This is a genomic window from Paenibacillus sp. ATY16 (assembly GCF_003399985.2).
In the GTDB taxonomy this organism is placed as follows: domain Bacteria; phylum Bacillota; class Bacilli; order Paenibacillales; family Paenibacillaceae; genus Pristimantibacillus; species Pristimantibacillus glycanilyticus.
Map to the genome: position 1 here is coordinate 46,076 of NZ_NMOK02000004.1, position 18,993 is coordinate 65,068.

Annotated in this window: 17 protein-coding genes; 12 read left to right on the forward strand and 5 right to left on the reverse strand. The window is 48.8% G+C overall.

What is annotated here, in order from left to right; translation table 11 throughout:
* The first annotated feature begins 185 nt into the window (after positions 1-185).
* From yycF to CFI03_RS03215, 5 genes are all read left to right on the forward strand, one after another.
* Positions 186-953: a response regulator YycF gene (gene yycF / locus CFI03_RS03195; RefSeq protein WP_116394521.1), complete on the forward strand. Its 768-nt coding sequence runs from the start codon at positions 186-188 to the stop codon at positions 951-953.
* The gene (gene walK / locus CFI03_RS03200; protein ID WP_116394522.1) at positions 950-2,797 is read left to right on the forward strand and encodes a cell wall metabolism sensor histidine kinase WalK; all 1,848 of its coding nucleotides are present in this window, start codon (positions 950-952) and stop codon (positions 2,795-2,797) included. The genes yycF and walK overlap by 4 nt, the downstream gene beginning before the upstream one ends.
* The gene (locus CFI03_RS03205) at positions 2,794-4,284 is read left to right on the forward strand and encodes a YycH family regulatory protein (RefSeq protein WP_116394523.1); all 1,491 of its coding nucleotides are present in this window, start codon (positions 2,794-2,796) and stop codon (positions 4,282-4,284) included. Before walK ends, CFI03_RS03205 begins: the two co-directional genes overlap by 4 nt.
* A 28-nt stretch (positions 4,285-4,312) precedes the next feature.
* Positions 4,313-5,068, forward strand: coding sequence for a two-component system regulatory protein YycI (yycI, locus tag CFI03_RS03210; protein ID WP_116394524.1), 756 nt, complete (start codon positions 4,313-4,315; stop codon positions 5,066-5,068).
* An 81-nt stretch (positions 5,069-5,149) separates the two neighbouring features.
* Positions 5,150-5,956, forward strand: coding sequence for an MBL fold metallo-hydrolase (locus CFI03_RS03215; protein WP_116394525.1), 807 nt, complete (start codon positions 5,150-5,152; stop codon positions 5,954-5,956).
* On the opposite strand, the gene CFI03_RS03220 is transcribed toward CFI03_RS03215, so the two are convergent.
* On the reverse strand, positions 5,925-6,146 hold the full coding sequence (locus CFI03_RS03220) for a hypothetical protein (protein WP_116394526.1): 222 nt from the start codon (positions 6,144-6,146) through the stop codon (positions 5,925-5,927). The two genes, CFI03_RS03215 and CFI03_RS03220, sit on opposite strands and share 32 nt — an antisense overlap.
* A gap of 153 nt (positions 6,147-6,299) precedes the next feature.
* Here CFI03_RS03220 and CFI03_RS03225 point away from each other — a divergent pair, with 153 nt between their 5' ends.
* The gene (locus tag CFI03_RS03225) at positions 6,300-7,658 is read left to right on the forward strand and encodes a S1C family serine protease (protein ID WP_116394527.1); all 1,359 of its coding nucleotides are present in this window, start codon (positions 6,300-6,302) and stop codon (positions 7,656-7,658) included.
* Between the two features lie 172 nt (positions 7,659-7,830).
* On the forward strand, positions 7,831-8,742 hold the full coding sequence (locus tag CFI03_RS03230) for a DUF4097 family beta strand repeat-containing protein (RefSeq protein WP_248756439.1): 912 nt from the start codon (positions 7,831-7,833) through the stop codon (positions 8,740-8,742).
* 53 nt (positions 8,743-8,795) lie between these two features.
* On the opposite strand, the gene CFI03_RS03235 is transcribed toward CFI03_RS03230, so the two are convergent.
* A complete protein-coding gene (locus CFI03_RS03235) occupies positions 8,796-9,125 on the reverse strand; it encodes a YnfA family protein (RefSeq protein WP_116394529.1) in 330 nt (109 codons plus the stop codon).
* Between the two features lie 158 nt (positions 9,126-9,283).
* Between CFI03_RS03235 and CFI03_RS03240 the strand changes: the two genes are divergently transcribed.
* From CFI03_RS03240 to CFI03_RS03260, 5 genes are all read left to right on the forward strand, one after another.
* Positions 9,284-9,454 carry a CxxH/CxxC protein gene (locus CFI03_RS03240; protein ID WP_116394530.1) on the forward strand — a complete coding sequence of 57 codons (171 nt, stop codon included), beginning with the start codon at positions 9,284-9,286 and terminating at the stop codon, positions 9,452-9,454.
* An 89-nt stretch (positions 9,455-9,543) separates the two neighbouring features.
* Positions 9,544-10,245 carry an ankyrin repeat domain-containing protein gene (locus tag CFI03_RS03245; RefSeq protein ID WP_205411942.1) on the forward strand — a complete coding sequence of 234 codons (702 nt, stop codon included), beginning with the start codon at positions 9,544-9,546 and terminating at the stop codon, positions 10,243-10,245.
* A gap of 82 nt (positions 10,246-10,327) precedes the next feature.
* A complete protein-coding gene (gene rlmH, locus CFI03_RS03250; RefSeq protein WP_116394531.1) occupies positions 10,328-10,807 on the forward strand; it encodes a 23S rRNA (pseudouridine(1915)-N(3))-methyltransferase RlmH in 480 nt (159 codons plus the stop codon).
* A 157-nt stretch (positions 10,808-10,964) separates the two neighbouring features.
* On the forward strand, positions 10,965-11,987 hold the full coding sequence (locus tag CFI03_RS03255; RefSeq protein ID WP_248756440.1) for an AAA family ATPase: 1,023 nt from the start codon (positions 10,965-10,967) through the stop codon (positions 11,985-11,987).
* A gap of 266 nt (positions 11,988-12,253) precedes the next feature.
* Positions 12,254-14,398 (forward strand): S8 family peptidase, encoded by a 2,145-nt coding sequence (locus CFI03_RS03260; protein WP_116394533.1) that lies wholly within the window; start codon positions 12,254-12,256, stop codon positions 14,396-14,398.
* A gap of 100 nt (positions 14,399-14,498) precedes the next feature.
* Here CFI03_RS03260 and CFI03_RS03265 read toward each other — a convergent pair whose 3' ends face one another.
* From CFI03_RS03265 to CFI03_RS03275, 3 genes are read right to left on the reverse strand one after another with little or no spacing between them, the layout of a single operon-like run.
* Positions 14,499-15,134 (reverse strand): hypothetical protein, encoded by a 636-nt coding sequence (locus CFI03_RS03265; protein ID WP_116394534.1) that lies wholly within the window; start codon positions 15,132-15,134, stop codon positions 14,499-14,501.
* Positions 15,135-15,190: 56 nt separating this feature from the next.
* Entirely contained in the window at positions 15,191-16,834 is a 1,644-nt protein-coding gene (locus CFI03_RS03270) for a recombinase family protein (protein ID WP_116394535.1), read from the reverse strand.
* Between the two features lie 17 nt (positions 16,835-16,851).
* Complete coding sequence (locus tag CFI03_RS03275; RefSeq protein WP_349292458.1) at positions 16,852-18,399, reverse strand: recombinase family protein; 1,548 nt, start codon at positions 18,397-18,399, stop codon at positions 16,852-16,854.
* Positions 18,400-18,993: the final 594 nt, after the last annotated feature.

Sequence of the window (18,993 nt, forward strand, 5' to 3'; positions counted from 1 at the left end):
TCCTTATGAGGGCAGTCTTCTTTTTACCTTTTTTTACCCTGAAGCTGTCGGAACGAAACACGTCTCTGAGCACTAATTATGAGTTTTATTGGAAAAGGGCTGAACGAACTTTAATTGGGAACTTGACGACGCACTATGTTAAAATAAAAGAGTAAAAATAGGACGAGCGACAGGCGGGTGTAACGATGCACGGGAAAATTTTAGTGGTCGACGACGAACAGCCCATTGCAGATATATTGAAATTCAACTTGGAGAAAGAAGGGCATCAGGTCATTTGCGCGTTTGACGGCGGAGAGGCGGTACGCCTCGCGTTCGAAGAGCAGCCGGACCTGATTCTACTTGATTTGATGCTGCCGGTGAAGGATGGCATGGACGTATGCCGCGAGGTGCGCACGCGTCTGCATATGCCAATCATCATGCTGACAGCAAAGGATACGGAAATAGATAAGGTGCTGGGCCTTGAGCTTGGCGCCGATGATTACGTAACGAAGCCGTTCAGCACGCGGGAGCTGCTGGCCCGTGTCAAAGCCCATTTGCGCAGGCAGCAGAAAACCTCGGAAGCCGCGGCTTCTTCGACCGACAACGCAAACGCCGGCGATAACGGTCAAGGTGCAGCGGACGAGAAGCAGGGTCTTAAGCTGTTCAACCTGTTTATTGATACCGATATGTATGTCGTCTATAAGGACGGCGAGCCGCTTGATCTGACCCACCGCGAATATGAGCTAGTCTATTACATGGCGCGCAACAGCGGCAAAGTAATGACGCGCGAGCATTTGCTGCAGGCGGTCTGGGGCTTTGAGTATTTCGGCGATGTGCGTACCGTGGATGTCACGATCCGCCGTCTTCGCGAGAAGATTGAAGATGATCCAAGCCGTCCGGAATATATTATGACCCGCCGCGGCCTTGGTTACATGATGCGCAATCCGAAGTCGGGAGGGCTCGGCTACGCATGAGCGGGCGGAGGTTTTTTCGCACCATTCAAGTTAAGCTGGTCATTATTTATCTCCTGCTCATCCTTGTCGCGATGCAGCTCATTGGCGTGTACTTTATCAGTACGGTCAAGGCGTCATTGACCGACAACTTCACGACGAATCTGAAGGAGCAGGCCGATATTCTCTCGAAGCTGGCGGCAAAGGAATTGTCCGAAAAGCCGAATAGCGATAGCGAGACCGATACGAGCAGCACGGAGGATTTAAGCCTTGTGGTCCGCAATCTGTTCAGCATAAGCGGAACGGAGGTGCAAGTGCTCGACGGCAGCGGGCGGGTTGTTGCGACCTCCCTGCAGGTGCCGGAATCGTACATTGGGAAGAAAAATACGTCTCTGGCGGTAAGCCGCGCGTTAACGGGCATCTCCGATAACGAAGAAGAGATTATCGACGAAAACGGCATTCGCAAAAAAATTATTGCCCTACCAGTCACGTACAACGATAACGACAAGGTTGTTGGCGCGGTCTATATGCTGGCGTCCATGGACAGCCTGTACGATACGGTGAACCGGGTGAACCAGATCTTTTTCTCCGGCACGCTTATCGCGCTTGGTCTTACCGGGATTCTGGGCATCCTGCTCGCCCATACGATCACGAGTCCGATTCAGGGACTGACGCGTCAGGCGGCAGCCGTGGCGGACGGAAAGTTTGATCTGCAGGTGCCGGTGCTTGGGGACGATGAAATCGGGCGGCTAAGCTTGGCCTTTAACGATATGACCATTCGGCTGAAGGAGGCGCTCTCGGTCAACGAAGAGGAGAACGAGAAGCTCGCCTCCATTCTGTCGAATATGAGTGACGGCGTAATCGCGGCCGACGAGAACGGCAAAGTGATCGTCTGGAACCGCCGCTCGCAGGAGATGCTTGACGTGCGCACCTGCGAAGGCTGCAGTCTGCCACAGCTGCTTGGCATGCCGGAGCAGAAATACCAAGAGCTGCAGAACGGCCGGGAGCAGACGGTCATATTGCCGCGCGGCGAAGAAGAAGCCGAGATGGATGACGAAGAGGGGGTTCTCCGCGTCACCTTTACGCCGATTCACCGCCGCGACAAAGGGATTACGGGTACGATTGCCGTCCTGCAGGATGTGACGGAGCAGGAAAAGCTCGAGCAGTCGCGGCGCCAATTCGTCGCGAACGTCTCGCATGAGCTGCGCACGCCGCTCACCACGATCAAGAGCTACGCGGAGGCGCTGAATGACGGGGCGCTGGATGAGCGCGAGCTGTCCGAGCGGTTCGTTGGCGTTATCCGCAACGAGACGGAGCGGATGATCCGCCTGGTTACGGACCTTCTCCATTTGTCGCGCCTTGATTCCAATCAGGCGCCGCTGCGGCGGCGGAAGACCAACATTCACGAGATGCTGGACGAAGTGACGGACCGTTTTTCCTTCCAGCTTCGCCAGAAGTCGATTCTGGCAACGATTATCGTAGACCGCGATCTCAAATCGGCATGGCTTGACCGCGACCAGATTGACCAGGTTCTCGATAATTTAATATCGAACGCCATCAAATATACGCTTGAGGGCGGAGCAATTGAACTCAGCGCCCATAAGCAGGACGCCGCTACGATTGCGATTAGCGTAAAGGATACGGGCATCGGTATTCCGAAGAAGGATTTATCCCGTATTTTCGACCGTTTTTACCGGGTGGACAAGGCCCGCTCGCGCAACATGGGCGGCACCGGGCTTGGTTTATCCATTGCCCGGGAAATCGTTAAAGCGCATGGCGGCACGATTTCACTGAAGTCCGAGCTGAACGACGGCACGACGGTTACTTTTACGCTGCCGGCGCTGCAAGAGGAAGGTGAGACGGCATGATGGAGAAAGCGAAGACGCTCCTGCTCGTTATGCTTGTCGCCCTCAGCTTGATTCAATCGTACTTCCTCGCGTACAGCATGCCGGGTCTTGGCGCAACGGTGAAGACGGGACAGGATTACATCAATGCCGATCCGCTTGGCAAAAAATCAAACGCGGAAAACGTCATTTTTCCGGAGGAGATTGTCCTCCACTTCGGCGGTAATGAGCATACCGTGCTGTACCCGGGGTCTACGTTCTACAATATGATTCTGAAAGACCGGATTCAGGGCCGCGAGTTCAAGGGCTTCCAGCGCAATCCGGCCAACGTGCTTAATTGGGATGAAGTAAGGAAGAACGATATCGGCGTTGAGCTGCGCTTCCAGAACGGCATTCCGGTAGAGCTCTTGAAGAAGCTGCTTAAGGTGCAGGGAGATTTGCTGTTCCTTGGCGAGACGATCGACCGAATCTGGATCTTCAAGGCGACCGATTCCGAGGAAGTCCGGACATTCTTCTTCAGCGCCGACGGGCAAAAGGTATACGAGTCTACCCAGGCTGACCTTACCGTCCGCGACGTGCAGGACTATGTCGGCTTCGGCGAGTATCAGCCGAAGTACCAGATGACGTCGGATGGCATCTATTTGCCGAAGCAGCCGATTCAATCGGTAGAGATGGTCTTTTCTTATGAGGCCTACTCTTCCGAGCTCATGCAGCAAAATCTTCTTGATCCGGCAACAACAAAGGCGCTTTATGACCGCAGCGGCTCGCAGATTTATACGGACGGCAAGCGTGGTCTGCAGATCGAGCAGAAGGGCGTGTGGATGATTTATACCAACCCTGCCGCCTCTCAGAGCGAGGAAAATCCGCTTAGCGAGAATGTTTTTGCTTCCATTGAATTCATTAACCAGCATGGAGGATGGGACGGCTTAAACCGTTTCGTTAACCCGGGATTGAATCTTGAAGGCAAGACGGGTAAATACGCGGAGTTCCAGCAGTATGTCGATAACTACCCGGTGATCGAGACCAAAGACTTCGAGTACGGCAGCATGCGGCTTACGCTGCAGCAGGGAGTCGTAACGGAGTACAGCCGTTCTCTCATTACGCTTGCCAGCCGTTCGAAGACGCGGGAAGCCAGATGGCTGCCGGGCGGCGCCCAGCTGCGCAGCGCGCTGGACCATTATGACCGCCGTTCGGAGGTTGTCCGGCTGTTCCCGGCTCTTAAAGCCGAACCGCTTGAAAACAATGAATTAAAGTTTATTCCGATATGGGCGGTCCAGCTCGAAGACGGTGCGCAGGAGGCACTCACCGAGGCGTATCCGGCAGGCTTTGTTCCTCAGGAAATAAAGGACAGCCCGAGCTCCACCCATGATTCGGATGAAGGAACCGGCAAGGATAAAGGCGGAAAGGAAGCTTCGGGACATGAGACCGCAGAGAGGGACGGCAACAGCCTGTTCGGAGGCTCCGATCCGCTGCAAAATTCAATCGAGCCGGGTAAAGAAAGCAAGCAATAAGCCGTAACGAACGGAGGCGGAAGATCAGGTGGATTGGGGCAGGGCCAAAAGCGTGCTTATTATTTCGTTTCTGCTGCTCAATATTTTGCTCGGCTATCAGGTATGGTCGAACGTCGGCGAGCAGCTGAACGCCAACAAGAATACAGCAGAGCTTCCGAGCGAGACCTACGCCTTCATGAAACAGAAGGGGATTGAGCTGACCGCCAATCTGCCGGTCGAAACCCCGAAGCTGCGGGATTTAACGTATATGCTGCGCAGCGGCAACCTAGAGGGTCTGCCGGAGACAAAGCTTGCGACGCCGGTCGACAGCCGGATTATTTTTTCCGAGAAGGATCTCGTCAAGACGCTGGGCAGCCAGATTGTCGACCTGGACAAGTATAAGTTCGATCCGGCAATGACAAGGGACGGCGTCTACGTGCTGTACCGGATGGCGGATAACCGTCCCATGTTTGACGTAAAGCTGGAGCTCTACTACAGCAATCAGAAAATAACCGGCTTTCGCCAAGTGCGGGTAGATCTGACGGGCCCGGGCGAAGCCAAGGAACAGACGGTATTGCCGGCTTCGAAGGCCATGGCGCCTTTTATAGAGCGGAACCTGCCGGACGGCGCGGTTATTACCGACATCCAGCTTGGCTACCATGGTCAGATGTTTGATACGGAGACGCAGGTGGCGGCGCCTTATTACCGGGTGCTGCTGGAGGACGGGAACGAGTATTACATTCATGCGATTAACGGGGAAGTTGCGCAGGTGAAGGAAGAAGTACCGCTGGACCGCGTCCGGTAGCTTGATGGGCGATGCGTTGCGGCGGATGGATAGAATGGTTTTAGTGTTCATGGGAGCAGGGGAAAGGATAGAAGTAAAGCGATGGGACTTACGTTTACAGTACTGGGAAGCGGATCTACGGGCAATGCGACGATAGTAAGCAACGGGGATAAAATGGTGCTGGTGGATGCCGGCCTCAGCATGAAAAAAATAGAGGAGCTTATGCGCGAGCAAGGCGTGTCCGGCCATCAGCTGTCCGCGTTGTTCGTTACGCATGAGCATTCCGACCATATTAAAGGACTGGGCGCATTCGCCCGCAAATACGAGCTGCCGATCTTTGCGAATGAAGGAACCTGGGGCGGAATGGAGCGTCATGTCGGCACCATTGAGCCGGAGAAGCGGGTCATTATGGAGACGGGCGAGTCGCTCAGGTTCGGCACGATGGAGGTCTGTTCCTACCCGATCTCGCATGACGCGGCGGAGCCGGTCGGCTATACGTTTGTCGATAACGGGGAAAAGCTGAGTCTTGCGACCGACCTTGGTTATATGAGCGACAAGGTGAAGCAGGCGATTATCGATTCGGACGTGCTTGTGCTTGAATCCAATCACGATACGGAGATGCTTCGCATGGGCCGTTACCCGTGGAACATTAAGCGCCGCATTCTAAGCGATGTCGGGCACTTATCGAATGTTGCCGCCGGAGAGGCATTATGCGAACTGCTGACGGACCGGACGAAGCGGGTGTATCTGGCCCATCTCAGTCTGGACCATAATCTGATGGATCTGGCTATGCTGACGGTTCGGAACGTTATGGAGGATAACGGAATCTTCTTCAAGCAGAACGAGAATCCGCTGCGCCCGACGTATCATGACCGGCCTACGGCATGGGATGAAGTGAGGCGGAAATAAAGGACTCCAGCTGGTTGTCCAGGCTGTCCGCTTTAGCGGTCAACTCTTCGCGGGTGATCAGACCCTTGTCCACAAGCAGCTCAAGCATAGCGCTTAGGGTAAGGACGGTGCGGTAATGATCATCCTTCAGATCGGCCAATTTAGCTGCAATCTCTACTTGCTCCCAGGGGGAGAATGGTTTTGTTTTCATAGATACGGTTCGCTCCTTTTTCGTTATGATGGAGGAGTGCGCAAGTGAATCTATTATTATTGTAGTCTAATCTTCCGAAAACATTCTTAGATTGTAAAAATAGTTTTTGTACATTTTCAAAGGCAAGCATAAGCATCGAAAGGAGCGGTAACGATGGGAATATTTGATGACGATTTCTACTCGACCAAAGTATCAAGACGTGCTCGTTCCACTTCTTCGAAGGATGAATTTGCCTTCGCCAATAAAAAGGGAATGCGCAACTGGTCGAATGTCCGAATCGCATTTGTTGCTTCTTTCACCAGTGCGGTGGCAGCGGTATTGTTGTTTGTGCTTGTCTTTGGCGGCGGGGGCATCGGTCCGGGCTCGCATGCGGCAAGCGTATCGGCATCCGGAAGCGCCTCGCTGGAGCAACGAACGATTCAAGCTTCGGCTAAGGTCCGGCCGGCGGTAGTCAGCGTTATTAATGAACAGACGGTTCCTTATGGGCTTGCTCCCGGTGACGGCACCCAGGAACAAGCAGGCAGCGGAGAGGAAGGACAGATTCAGGGTTCGAAGCAGGAGGTAGGCGTTGGCTCCGGCGTTATCTTCAAGCTGAAGGACGGCAAGGCCTACATTATTACGAATCATCATGTTATTGCAGGCGCCGAGTCGGTGAAGGTTATGCTCGTGAGCGGCGAGAAGCGCGAAGCGAAGATCGTTGGCAGCGACCAGATTACGGATCTGGCGGTGCTCGAGATGGACGGCAAGGACATAAAGACGGCAGCGGAGATCGGCAAATCGTCGAAGCTGCAGCCAGCCGAATTCGTTCTTGCGATTGGCAATCCGCTTGGACTTGGCGATTCGCTGTCGATGGGGATTGTGAGCAAGACGCACCGGGTCGTGCCGGTATCCTTGAACGAGGATGGGGTGTACGACTGGCAGCAGGAAGTCATTCAGGTAAACGTCTCAATTAACGAAGGCAACAGCGGCGGTCCCCTGATTGATATGGACGGCAAGGTTGTTGGCATTAACAGCATGAAGATTGCCGAGGTAGGCGTTGAGGGATTAGGCTTTGCGATTCCGATCGATAACGCGATGCCTATTATCGACAGCTTAATGGAGAAGGGTTATGTATCTCGCCCTTATCTTGGCGTCTATACGGTAGACCTGGAGCAGTATTTCGCGCAAAAGCAGCAGGAAGAGCAGGCGGCTGGCAGCGACGGAAAGACTGACCAGGGGGCCGGCGCAGCTTCGGGAAGCGAGGAATCCGATCTGCCCGAGCTGAATCTCCCAGATGAAGTGTTCAATGGGGTTATCGTGCTTGAAGCCGTAGGACCGGCGAAGGACGCGGGCATGAAGCTGAACGATGTGATCGTGAAGCTGGACGAGAAAAGCATTAGCAGCACCTTGGAGCTGCGCCAATACTTGTACCAGACGAAGCATATCGGCGATGAGATCAAAGTGACCTTCTACCGTGACGGCAAGCTGAAGACGGCATCGTTCAAGCTGGCGGAGAAAACGAAGGATGAATAAAGCGTAAGGAAGCTGTGCTGACGGGAAACGGTTGGCACGGCTTTTTTTGTGCGTTGCGCCATTCCCCGACTAAAGTCTAACCCTCGAGCCATCCTCTGGAAGGTTTCTGGCAAATCTCCGCTGGCGTAAACTATAATCAAGAAGCAAGAGCACAGAGGGAGAGAAATCAACCATGAATAGACGATGGGTTAGAAATACGATAGGAGTGGTCCTTGTGGCGATCGGAATAATGGCGTTGTTGCAATATCAATTCGGCGGAGTGAAGAGCAAGGAATATGCCCATACTTTGCAGCTCGAGGATAAAATGCAGGAGCTTAGCCTTACATCCGACAGCCTTGGACTGGAAGTGGATTTTGTTCCAAGCACGGACGGAAGCAACTCGATTCATATCGAAGGCAAAGCAAAGCCGGAGGTTATCGATCAGATCAAGAACGCTAGAGTCGAGAACGGAAAGCTTGATCTTCGGTTGAAGGAGAAGTGGCATTTCGGATTGTTCGATTTCTCCGGCTGGAACGATAAGCAGGTCGTAACCGTGTCGCTGACCGAAGAAGCCATGTCGTCTCTTGAATCGTTGAAGGTAAAAAGCGATTCGGGTTCCGTGAGAGTAGATGGCGCAAAAGCGGCTGACAGCCAGGTGGAGACCGATTCGGGAAGCATCCGGCTTGGCAGCTTCGAGGGCGGCACGTTGTCGCTTAAGGCCGATTCGGGAAGCATTAAGCTAGAGAGCTTTAAAGGCAGCAGCTTGTCGATCAAGTCCGATTCGGGAAGCATTCATGCGGGGACTGTTGGAGCAGAGCTGAAGGCTTCGTCCGACTCCGGCAGCATTACGATCGATCATCTGAACGGAAAGGCTGTTGTCCGTTCCGATTCCGGCAGCATCCGTATGGTGAAGGACGATACAACCGGCGTAGACGTGAAAAGCGACTCCGGCAGCGTAAGAATCGAGATCCCTTCTTCGTACGGCGGAATGTATGATCTGGATTCCGATTCGGGTTCCATTCATAAACCGGATCTACAAGGAACATCGGGAGAAGTTATCAAGGTTCGCACGGACAGCGGCAGTATTCGAATTAGCCAACCGTAACATAAGAAGCCGCACGGGCAAAGTGGATGCCCATGCGGCTTTGTTTTTTATGGCTAGCTGCCGCGCGGAGAGTAGAGCATGATGGCAACGCCGATGATGCAGACGGCGGCACCGATCCAGTCGTAGAGATCGGGAGCTTTTTTATCGATGAGCCATCCCCAAAGAACGGCCAGAATGATAAAGACTCCTCCATAAGCAGCATAGACGCGGCCAAAAGAGGGGAAATTCTGTAGGGTGGGAATAACGCCGTACGCAATCAGGATCATGCCGCCTACGATGCCGTACCAGAGCGGCTTTGCTTCGCGCAGCCATAACCAGACCAGATAACCGCCGCCAATCTCGGCCAGGCCGGCAATTACGAACAGGGCAATAGCAATAAACACGGGATATTCTCCTTCTTCGCATAGACTTGTAATCATTATAGCGTGATGGCCGGGGGAAGGAAATGAAAGGGAGAATTGGCCGGATTACTTCACATCGGCAGGCTTGTTTGCTATGCTAGCTGTATAATAAACAACTTTGAAGAGGAAGCGAAATTCGAATGTATTGTGTATGCAAGCAGCATGTAGAGCTGGCGATTGATAAATTTGTTGACGAATACGAGGATGCGCCGGATATTGTCGATTTGAAGGAAACGGAATTTGCGGATTGGGATCCGCCTCGCAGCTGCGATCTTTGCAGTGAGGCAGCCGCCGAGTTTTTGGTGGTGTAGGAAGAGAAATTCGTTTAAGGCGCTTGCCGCATAGGTGCGGGGGCGCTTTTTTCATAAGGCAGGGATGGCCTTGCAAGGGGGGATACCCTATGAAGAAATGGATGCTTGCATGCCTCCTGTTGCTTCAAGGATGCGATAACGGTGCCGGAGGCGACCGTCATATTCAAGAAGAGGAGAGTGTACGCGTAATGGGAACGATTGATGAACAGCTGCTTCAAGCCTCGGAGGATGGACAAGCCGATAAAGTCCGCCAACTGATTCAAGATGGCGCAAACCTGGATGTTCAGGATGCGAAGGGACGCACTCCGCTTATGATTGCGACCTACAATAAGGATTTCGCGGTGGCAGAGGTGCTGACTGAAGCGGGGGCGGATGTGAATTTACGGGATGAGATGCTGAACTCGCCATTCTTGTATGCCGGGGCAGAAGGGTATTTGGACATTCTGAGGCTTACGATTGATGCCGGAGCGGATACGAAGGTAACGAACCGTTACGGAGGCATTGCCATTATCCCGGCCTCGGAGCATGGTTATGTTGAGGTTGTTCGGGAGCTGCTTGAGCGAACGGATACGAATGTGAATCATGTCAATCATCTCGGTTGGACGGCATTGCTCGAAGCCATTATTCTCAATAACGGTAATGAGCGGCAGGTAGAGACGGTAAAGCTGCTGATCGAGCATGGGGCGGATGTCAATCTGGCCGACAACGATGGCGTTACGCCGATGCAGCATGCCCGCAAGAGAGGGTTTAAAGAAATCGAACGGCTGCTGGTTAATGCCGGAGCGAAGTAGCGCAAAGAGTTCCACGTGGAACGTAAGAGCAGCTTAAATGGAGACCATTGGGGTCGTTATTATACATAAAGGATGAACATTCATGCATATACAGATTGCTTCGGTTGGCAAGCTTAAGGAAAAATATTTGGTTCAAGGCATCGCGGAGTATGCCAAGCGGCTCGGGCCGTACGTGAAGCTAACGCTCACGGAAGTGCCCGACGAGAAGGCGCCGGAGACGATGAGTCCGGCGGAGGAAGCGCAAGTACGCGAGCGGGAAGGGGAACGGCTTCTGGCGCAGCTGAAGCCGGACGCCCATGTTGTCGCGCTCGCGATTGGGGGCGAGCTCTGGTCCAGCGAGGATCTCGCGGACCAGCTCGATAAGCTGGCCACGTATGGGCGAAGCCACGTGGCGTTTGTCATTGGCGGGAGCACGGGGCTTGCTCCCGCGGTGCTGCAGCGCGCCCAGCAGAAGCTCAGCTTCGGGCGCATGACGCTTCCGCACCAGCTGATGCGGCTGGTGCTGATCGAGCAGATCTACCGCGCGGTGAAGATTAACCGCAGGGAACCGTACCATAAGTGACGGCGAAAAATTTTAATAAGTATGCTTGCATTTTTTGAAATCATACTGGAGTCAGTTCTCTATAGAAATATTAATTCTTAAGTAGCAGGGGAATACTGGTAAATGTCGAAATTAAGATTTAATGCTTATCACCCTGTTGGGTGAGGAGGAATACAGTGTGACTACTAATGAAATTATTAAACAACTGTTTCTTGCTTTTTCTAAGCAGGATAACGAAGACTTTATAAGAATTGCTGAGGAGTTTATTGACTCAGAGAAAAGAAAGAAGCACAATATCGCAGCCAAGCAACTTAAAGATGCGTTGTATGCATCAGCTAAAAGTAACAAGGCTGTAATCCACAGCAATCGTTATCGAGCTAACATTCCAATTCCGCGGGATAATGATAGTGGTTTTCCACTATTAGAGGTTAGGGAATACAATCTCTCGTGGGATGACCTAGTAATATCAAACAATAAGAAACTGATTTTAGAACAGATCTGTAATGAGATTCAATCAACTGATATTTTAGCAACATATAATCTTGCCCCAGCTCGAAAAACTTTATTCTGTGGGATGCCTGGAACTGGGAAAACGTTCTGCGCAAAGATATTAAGTTCAGTTCTACAAACCCCACTGGTTTACATTAACTTTGACGCAATAATTTCCTCATACTTAGGAGAGACCGCCACGAATTTACGTAAAGTCTTCGAGTTTATAAAAAATGGTATGTGGGTCGTTCTTTTTGATGAGGTTGATATCATTGGAAAGAATCGTGATGACCATCATGAGCTTGGAGAGATCAAACGAGTTGTTAATAACTTTCTGCAAATGATTGATAACTTTGAAGGTGAAAGTTTATTAATCTGTGCGACTAATCATCCTCATATACTTGATCCAGCCATTTGGAGGAGATTCGACGAAATAATAAACTTTGAGCTGCCCGACAAAGAAGAGAGAGAGCGACTGATAAATCTATATTTAAAGCCTATAAAAAAGGACTCCAATTTGAATTTGTCTTCAATTGGAAAAGAAACTGAAGGCTTTTCACCATCAGATTTGCAACTTATGTGTAAGGAAGCAATGAAACACGTGATTATAAACAACAGGGATGTTTTGACCTCCATAGAGATGAATTACGTGCTTACTCGTTATAGAGAACGACATGCTCTTCGTCAAAAAAATGGAGGAATGAGATTCTAAATGGTCCGACACAATCACTTACCTTTACCACAGTACGTTGAAGAACTCCCAAAAAGGAACTCAAACCAAAGGGGCGGAGGCTTTAGGCCCATTGGAACAAGGGATAAAATTCAATATCATCAAGAAATCAGAAAGCAAATCAGATTTCTCAATCATTTGCTGAAATTAAACAGAAGTTTCGTGGGACGATAAATCCACACTTGATTTATAGAATTAAGGTAAACCAAAGTGTTGATATTACTAGTTTTGAGAGAATCTTAAACGCAATGGGTGAACTAACGGTTCTTTCGGTTGCAGAAAACAGACAAGGTTATTGGGTCGTGTTTGGCAATGATGAGGAGCTAAGTGTATTTAAGGATAAACTGGCCCAGTATTCTGGAGTTGTTCCAGGGGGTTATAAGTATGAATTTTTTCATGCTATTGATGGTATTGAAGACATCCCTATCGAGGAAAAAATTGGTGAAGCGATCAAACAAAGTCCATTACAGGAAGATCAGCTTTATTACTTGAACGTTGAATTGTGGAGAATGGACGACGAAATACTTGACACTTTTATAAGACAACTGTCTCAGAATTACCGTAATAATCCTCAATTTAGCATAACAGATAAGTTAATAATGAAATCATTTGCGCTTTTAAGAGTCAAGCTAAACAAGGCGATTTTTGATGAAATTATAATGTTAAAAGAAGTGGCAAGAATAGAACTACCAATGCTACCAAGATTTAATCCTTCGGAATACCGACAAATTGATGTTGAGGAGTTTGAAATTGCCGAACCACCTGAAGATGCGACAGGAATTCTGGTTATTGATTCTGGAATTGTCTCAAATCACCCATTATTAGAAAAAGCCGTGGGTGATGAGCAAAACTTCCAAGAGGGAGAACGTCAGACGCATGATGTCGTGGGCCACGGTACAGCGGTTGCAGGAAATAGTATTTATTACGATATCGAACGCTGTATTGAAGAGAGGAAGTTTTCTCCGACTAACTGGTTGTTTTCAGCAAAAGTAATGTATGCGGAGAGAGACTTTCAAGGCAATATTACCCCAGTATATAATCCAGAGAAGTTGTTTGAAAATCAATTAAACGATGCCATAAGGACGTTTCTGAATAATATTGATAACAGAATCAAAGTAGTAAATATATCATTTGGCAATAGCTTTGAGTCCTTGGGTAACGGAGGTAACCGTCAGTTTCCTCTTGCCAATCTAATAGATGAGTTGGCTATAGAATACCGTAATGTAGTATTTGTAATTTCATCTGGAAATCAAAAACCCAGTTTGTTTTATGATCTTGATGAAATAGTAAATGGGTATCCGAACTATTTGGTTGAGAATAAAGATTTTAAAATAATCAATCCAGCCACTTCAGCGTTATCATTGACGGTTGGGTCTATCGCAACTTCTACGAGAGCGATGGAGCCTAGACCTGGTCAAGATATTTGGCATACATTTGCTGAAGAAGGGCAACCTTCGCCGTTTAGTAGAACAGGGTTTGGAATCAATGGCATGATGAAACCTGAAATCGTGGAGTATGGTGGGAATCTGATAGTAAGGGAAAACTTTAATCGTGTTATGGAAAATATAGGAGGTAAAGTAGCTCTCTTATCTAATAATCCTACTGAGGCCTTATTTAGCTTTGATAATGGGACAAGTTTCTCTGCACCAAAAGTATCGAATCTTCTCGGGCAAATTGCTAACAGTTTTCCCGACAAATCTGCTAATTATATAAAGAACCTTCTACTTCAATCAACTGAGCATACGCCAGTTCCAAACTTGGGATACACAGCATCCAAACAGGAAAAAGCACAATGGCAAATGACGGGATATGGGATTCCAAACGTAGAAAAAGCCATTTTTTCATTGGATAACAGGATTGTATTACTTGATGAGGATGTAATCGGTCTGAATAGAGTGAAGACATATTCTGTGAATCTTCCAAGTAGCTTTTTTGAAACTAGAGGTACAAAAAAGATATCGGCAGTTCTTACATTTGATCCTATTGTGAGAGCCACACGAGGTGACAGTTATTTAGGAGCGCAGATGGAGTTTAAGTTGTTTCATACTGTCATACCTGATGAAATAGTAGCTCACTACGCCGTTACAGAAGTTGAGGAAGCGGATGAAGACGAAGAAGATACTACTCCGACTGCACTAAAGCCATATGAGATTGTTTTAAAGCCAGGTGTAAATATTAGAAATAAAGGATGTCATCAAAAAGCGATTCGGCACTTTAAAACCGCACAAATGTCAGCACCTATAACGCTCGTGGTAAGATGTCTCAATAAGTGGATCTCAGATTTAAACTACACTCAAAATTACTGTGTATCATTAACAGTGGAACACTCAGCGGAAATCGATATTTATTCTTCAGTTCGAACCGAAGTGCTGCAAAGAACACGAGTTAGATAAATACCGGGTCGTTCTTTTTAAATTATTGTTTCAACTACAATATATGGATAGATTAAAGGAGAACAGTCGATTATGACGTTCTCCTTCGCTGTCTCTTATATTAATCCTTTATCGCCTCCCACGCGCTCATCTGCGAATAAGCTTCACTCATTCCGATTGACTTATAATATTCATGTGTTGCTTGCTCCATCCGCTCCATTAGGGCGGAATGCTGCTCCTCAGGAACAAATTCAAGGATAACTGCCATTATGGCGTTCTCTCTCGCTGCTTCGCGTAGTCTGATTTCCTCTACGCCGTAAACTGTGTAACCACCATGTGCTCCTTTCGTAATTTTATGCTTCAACTGGATTGCTGCTATGGCGGTAGCGGGTGTAATCTCGCCCATGTTTGCCAACGTCTCGAAGCCCTTCTGAATAACCTCGTCCAGAAGCTCCATATCGTGTCTTACTTTGTTCACGGTCATATGAGCAGCTTTACGTTCTTCCCTCGTGGGGTTTTTGGCAGTATGCTTTCCCTCCGCCTTGCCAGAGCGCAACATATCCGCTCGAACGCCTCCTATAATCGCCGCTCTGCGTTTCCTTGCATATTCGTACATTGTCGGCACCGAGAGGTCGAATCCGTTCTCCTTGCACCATGCCGCACATTTATTTGGACTTTCCCCGTCGTCCAGCATCTTATCCAAGAATGGCCGTCTCGACCACGATAAAAGTTGTTTTTGTTTGCCTACTACGGCCATACTCATCCTCTCCTTCGCTATAAATAAATATAGTAATTATAAGCGGTTTTATAATTTTAGATGACAATATCAATTTTCTCCCGCTTCTGTATTTGCTTACACTGTAATGAATAGGCTGCAGCTGCTACAGGAGGATGGGAAAAGAAGGATTCCACGTTTTCGTCGAAGCTCAATTCAATCGCCTCGATCTGCTTGTTCGCGTTCATCGTGATTCGTTTGATGAATAGATGCAGTAACGTTTTTCGGTGTTCAAACGGTGCGGAGGTCAGTACCTGATTAAATCCATAAATCAACTCACGTACCTGCTCAAAAGCGACAGGAGACGTATTGCCTTCGGTTAGTGCAAGCTCCAAACGGGAGCTCTCCATTTGAAGCTTGGTAATCTCGGCTTGAATTTCCTGCATCCTACCCGTGAATAATGATTTATCAACGTTCCCATGTTCGAAAAGGTCGAGATAACGTTGTTTTTTGTTTACAGCCAGTTCTAATTGGCTTCTAATGTGCATTAGCTCTGACTGGAGCGGTACTGTCCGGGTTATTAATTTGTGGTTCACTTTGTCCACGATGGCCGTTAGAATGGGCTCCTCGGACAGCACCTGCGCTAACCGTTTCATTACTTCATCTTCGGCCATCCGCTTCTGAATGCTATTGGCAGAGCACACGCTGCTTCCTTTGTTTCTGAAAGCTCCACACGAGTAATACAGGCGATTCACGCTTTCTCCAGTCTTCGTCTTGCTCCGGGTACGGCTGGCGACCATCGCCGCACCACATTTTGGACAGCGGATTAACCCGGATAATAAGAACTCACCATTAAAGATACGAGATGGTGTGAATGATTTCTTCTGGTGGAGGAATTGAACTCTCTCCCATAACGCATCCTGAATAATGGCTTCGTGCCTCCCGTCGGCAATGGTCGGTTCCGTGCTCTTACCCCGTCTTCGTTTATTGCTCCAGTTCTCGTAACGGTTATAGCGGACTTTACCGTTGTAGAATGGATTATTCAAGATTTCCTTTATCGCTGTCGTGGAAAAGGTGTTACCAGCTTTCGTCTTGTAGTTGCTGTGATTTAGCTCGTTGGCGATGCTTTTTAATCCACGCCCAGCAGCATATAGCTCGAATATTTTTCGTACAATCAGGGCTTCCTCTTCCACTACGACAACCAGCTTGGAGTGAGCCAAAGAGTCGTCGGGGTCAGTGATAGCTTGATACCCAAGCGGCAGTTTACCGTTATGCCTGCCTGTTTTGGCGCGTTGTTTCATTCCCATTTTCACGTTTTCTATAATGTTCTTACGCTCTAATTCTCCAATACCACTGAGCATTTGTAACACAAATTCACCTACAGGTGTTTCTGTTTCAAAGTTTTCTGAAAACGAGCGAAAATAAATGTCTCGTTTTTTGAAGTCCTCAATCATATTCAGGAAATCCACCGTTTTTCTAGCAAGACGGTTGATTTTCCAAACAAGGATCATGCCGAATGAGTTTTTATTTGCATCTCTCAGCAACCGCTGTAAGGCCAAACGCCCCTCTATACTCTTTCCACTGAATCCTGCATCAACATACTCCTCATACACTTCCAGCCCATTCTTTTTGCAATAATCACGTAGCGTGTCGAGTTGGGCTTCGATACTATAGCCTTGCTCTGCTTGTTCCTCGGTGCTCACGCGAGCGTAAATAGCAACCTTCGTTCTATTTGTTATCATTGTGGATATATCTCCCTTCAAAGAATGAGGTATTTGAGTGCAGCTGTGCTTTGGATGTGCATTTCGGTTAAATTGCGGTCAGTCGGAATATGAATGCTTTGGATAAATCCACGTAGCAAGGCATTGTGTTTCTCTGCTTCAAAGGAATGGAATGAGTTGAACAGCGATTCTAACGCGTGGCGAACTTCTCTTAGCGATACCGTGTTCGTATGGAGTTCGGCGAGCTTTTGTTCTAGCTGATGTTGAGCTTCTTTAAACGCGGTAGCCTCAGATTTCAAGGCTTCCAGTTTCTCCATAAGCACTACATGGCCGATGTGCTCACCCTCGAATAGCTCATAACAGCGCCGCTGCCGTTTCTCCAGTTGTTTTAAACTCACGGAGATCTGTGCTTGCTCTTTGTGTAATGGCGCTTCAGCTTCTATATTCCTGCGGTTAATACGAGTGACGACCTCGTTTAATAATAGCTTGTTCGTGAGCAAGTGCTGGAAGCGGGAAAGTGTTTCGTTCTCTACAGGTGAAGCGGGAACCGCGTTCGCTTTACAGGCTGTCGAGCCTTTGTTACTGTACCGCCCACATACATAGTAGTGACTCAAGTGAACGGTACCACGCTTCCTGATGGCTTTCTTATGCCAAGGAACCATGCTGTGCCCGCATACCGGACACTTTAATAGGCCAGCCAGCGGATAATGCCGGATAATCTGCTTGGTTGGCGGTCGTGAGCGCTTATTCAGAAGTGCTTGGACCTCGTTCCATAGATCAATGCTAATGATTGGCTCGTGGATTCCGCGTACACCCTGTTTCGCATAATCGCCCAATTTCCCAATAAACTTCTCATGAACGGTATACTGAATCTGTCCAATGTAATTGATGTTAGTGAGGATGCCCCGAACTGCTGTTATACTGAACGTTCTATTCCGTTTCGTCCGGTAGCCTGCACTGTTTAAATGATTCGTAATGGCCTTAAAGCCTTTCCCGCTCCGGTACTGCTCAAAGATCGATTGCACCAATTCTGCCTCACGCGGAACAATTTTAGCATGTGGTTCGATTCGCTCCCCCGTGACCCATTCATAACCGAGCACGTTATTCCCGCTATTCCAAATCCCATGACTACTACGCTTTTGCATACCCATCCGCACGTTTTGTGCGATCTGCTCCCGCTCCATCTGAGCGATAGCACCGAGCATCTGCATAGCGAAGTTCCCTTGCGGGGTACTAGAGTCGAACTGTTCAGTGAGGCTCATGTAGCTGATGTTATGCTGCTCGAACAGTTCCAGCATCTTGAGCTGATCGACTAAATTCCGAGCTAATCTGTTCAGCTTCCACGTAATAACCATTTGAAAGTGGTGTTGCTTCGCATCCGCCAGCAATTCCAGCATTGCAGGTCTGCCATTAATCGATTTCCCGGAGAACCCGTCGTCTATATATTCCCGGTAAATGGATAGCTGCCGTTCGACGGCATACGCTCGTAACGCTTCAAGCTGCCCATCGATGCTGTAGCCTTTCACTTGTTCCTCTGAGGAAACTCGAATGTAAAGAGCGATAAGATTATTTTCCGGTAGTATAATAGATCACCTCAGTATGATTTACATAAAGTTAGTAAAAATAGCATAGCTTCGATCCGTGGGAACGGACAAACTCCATTAGCGTTGATTACGTTCAACCGGCACTTGGGAAATCACGATATATCTCTTGCAGCTTCAAGCAGACGTTGTCTCGAGTTCGCCGTTATCTACGGAGTGCAATTCTCGATTTAGGTACGGTAGGAGTAGGTCGGCTAGAAGATCGAGCGCGTGGTTAAATTGCTGTTCTTGTTCAGATTGGCTCACGGAGCATCCTTCTTCCTTACGAAGTAAAGCCAGCGGCTCAGCTGTCCCTCGTTGGGGAGGAGCTGGTTTGCGGCTTTCATCGTAAATAAAGCATCCGGGGCAATCTTCACTCCATTAATGTGCATGGCGTATAAAGTTTAAGGTTGTCGAAGATATTGAAGGTTTTAAAGTGTAAAGATTGTGAGGCTTTAAGAATCGGAGAGGCACGCTGGCTGGTCATTAGACAGATAGGTAGAAACCACAGTGTTTAAAGGTGAATGTTAATGCATATTGGGAGGCTACAACCGAAAATTTACGTATCGTCGAATTATGGCCTCACAACGCATAAGAGGA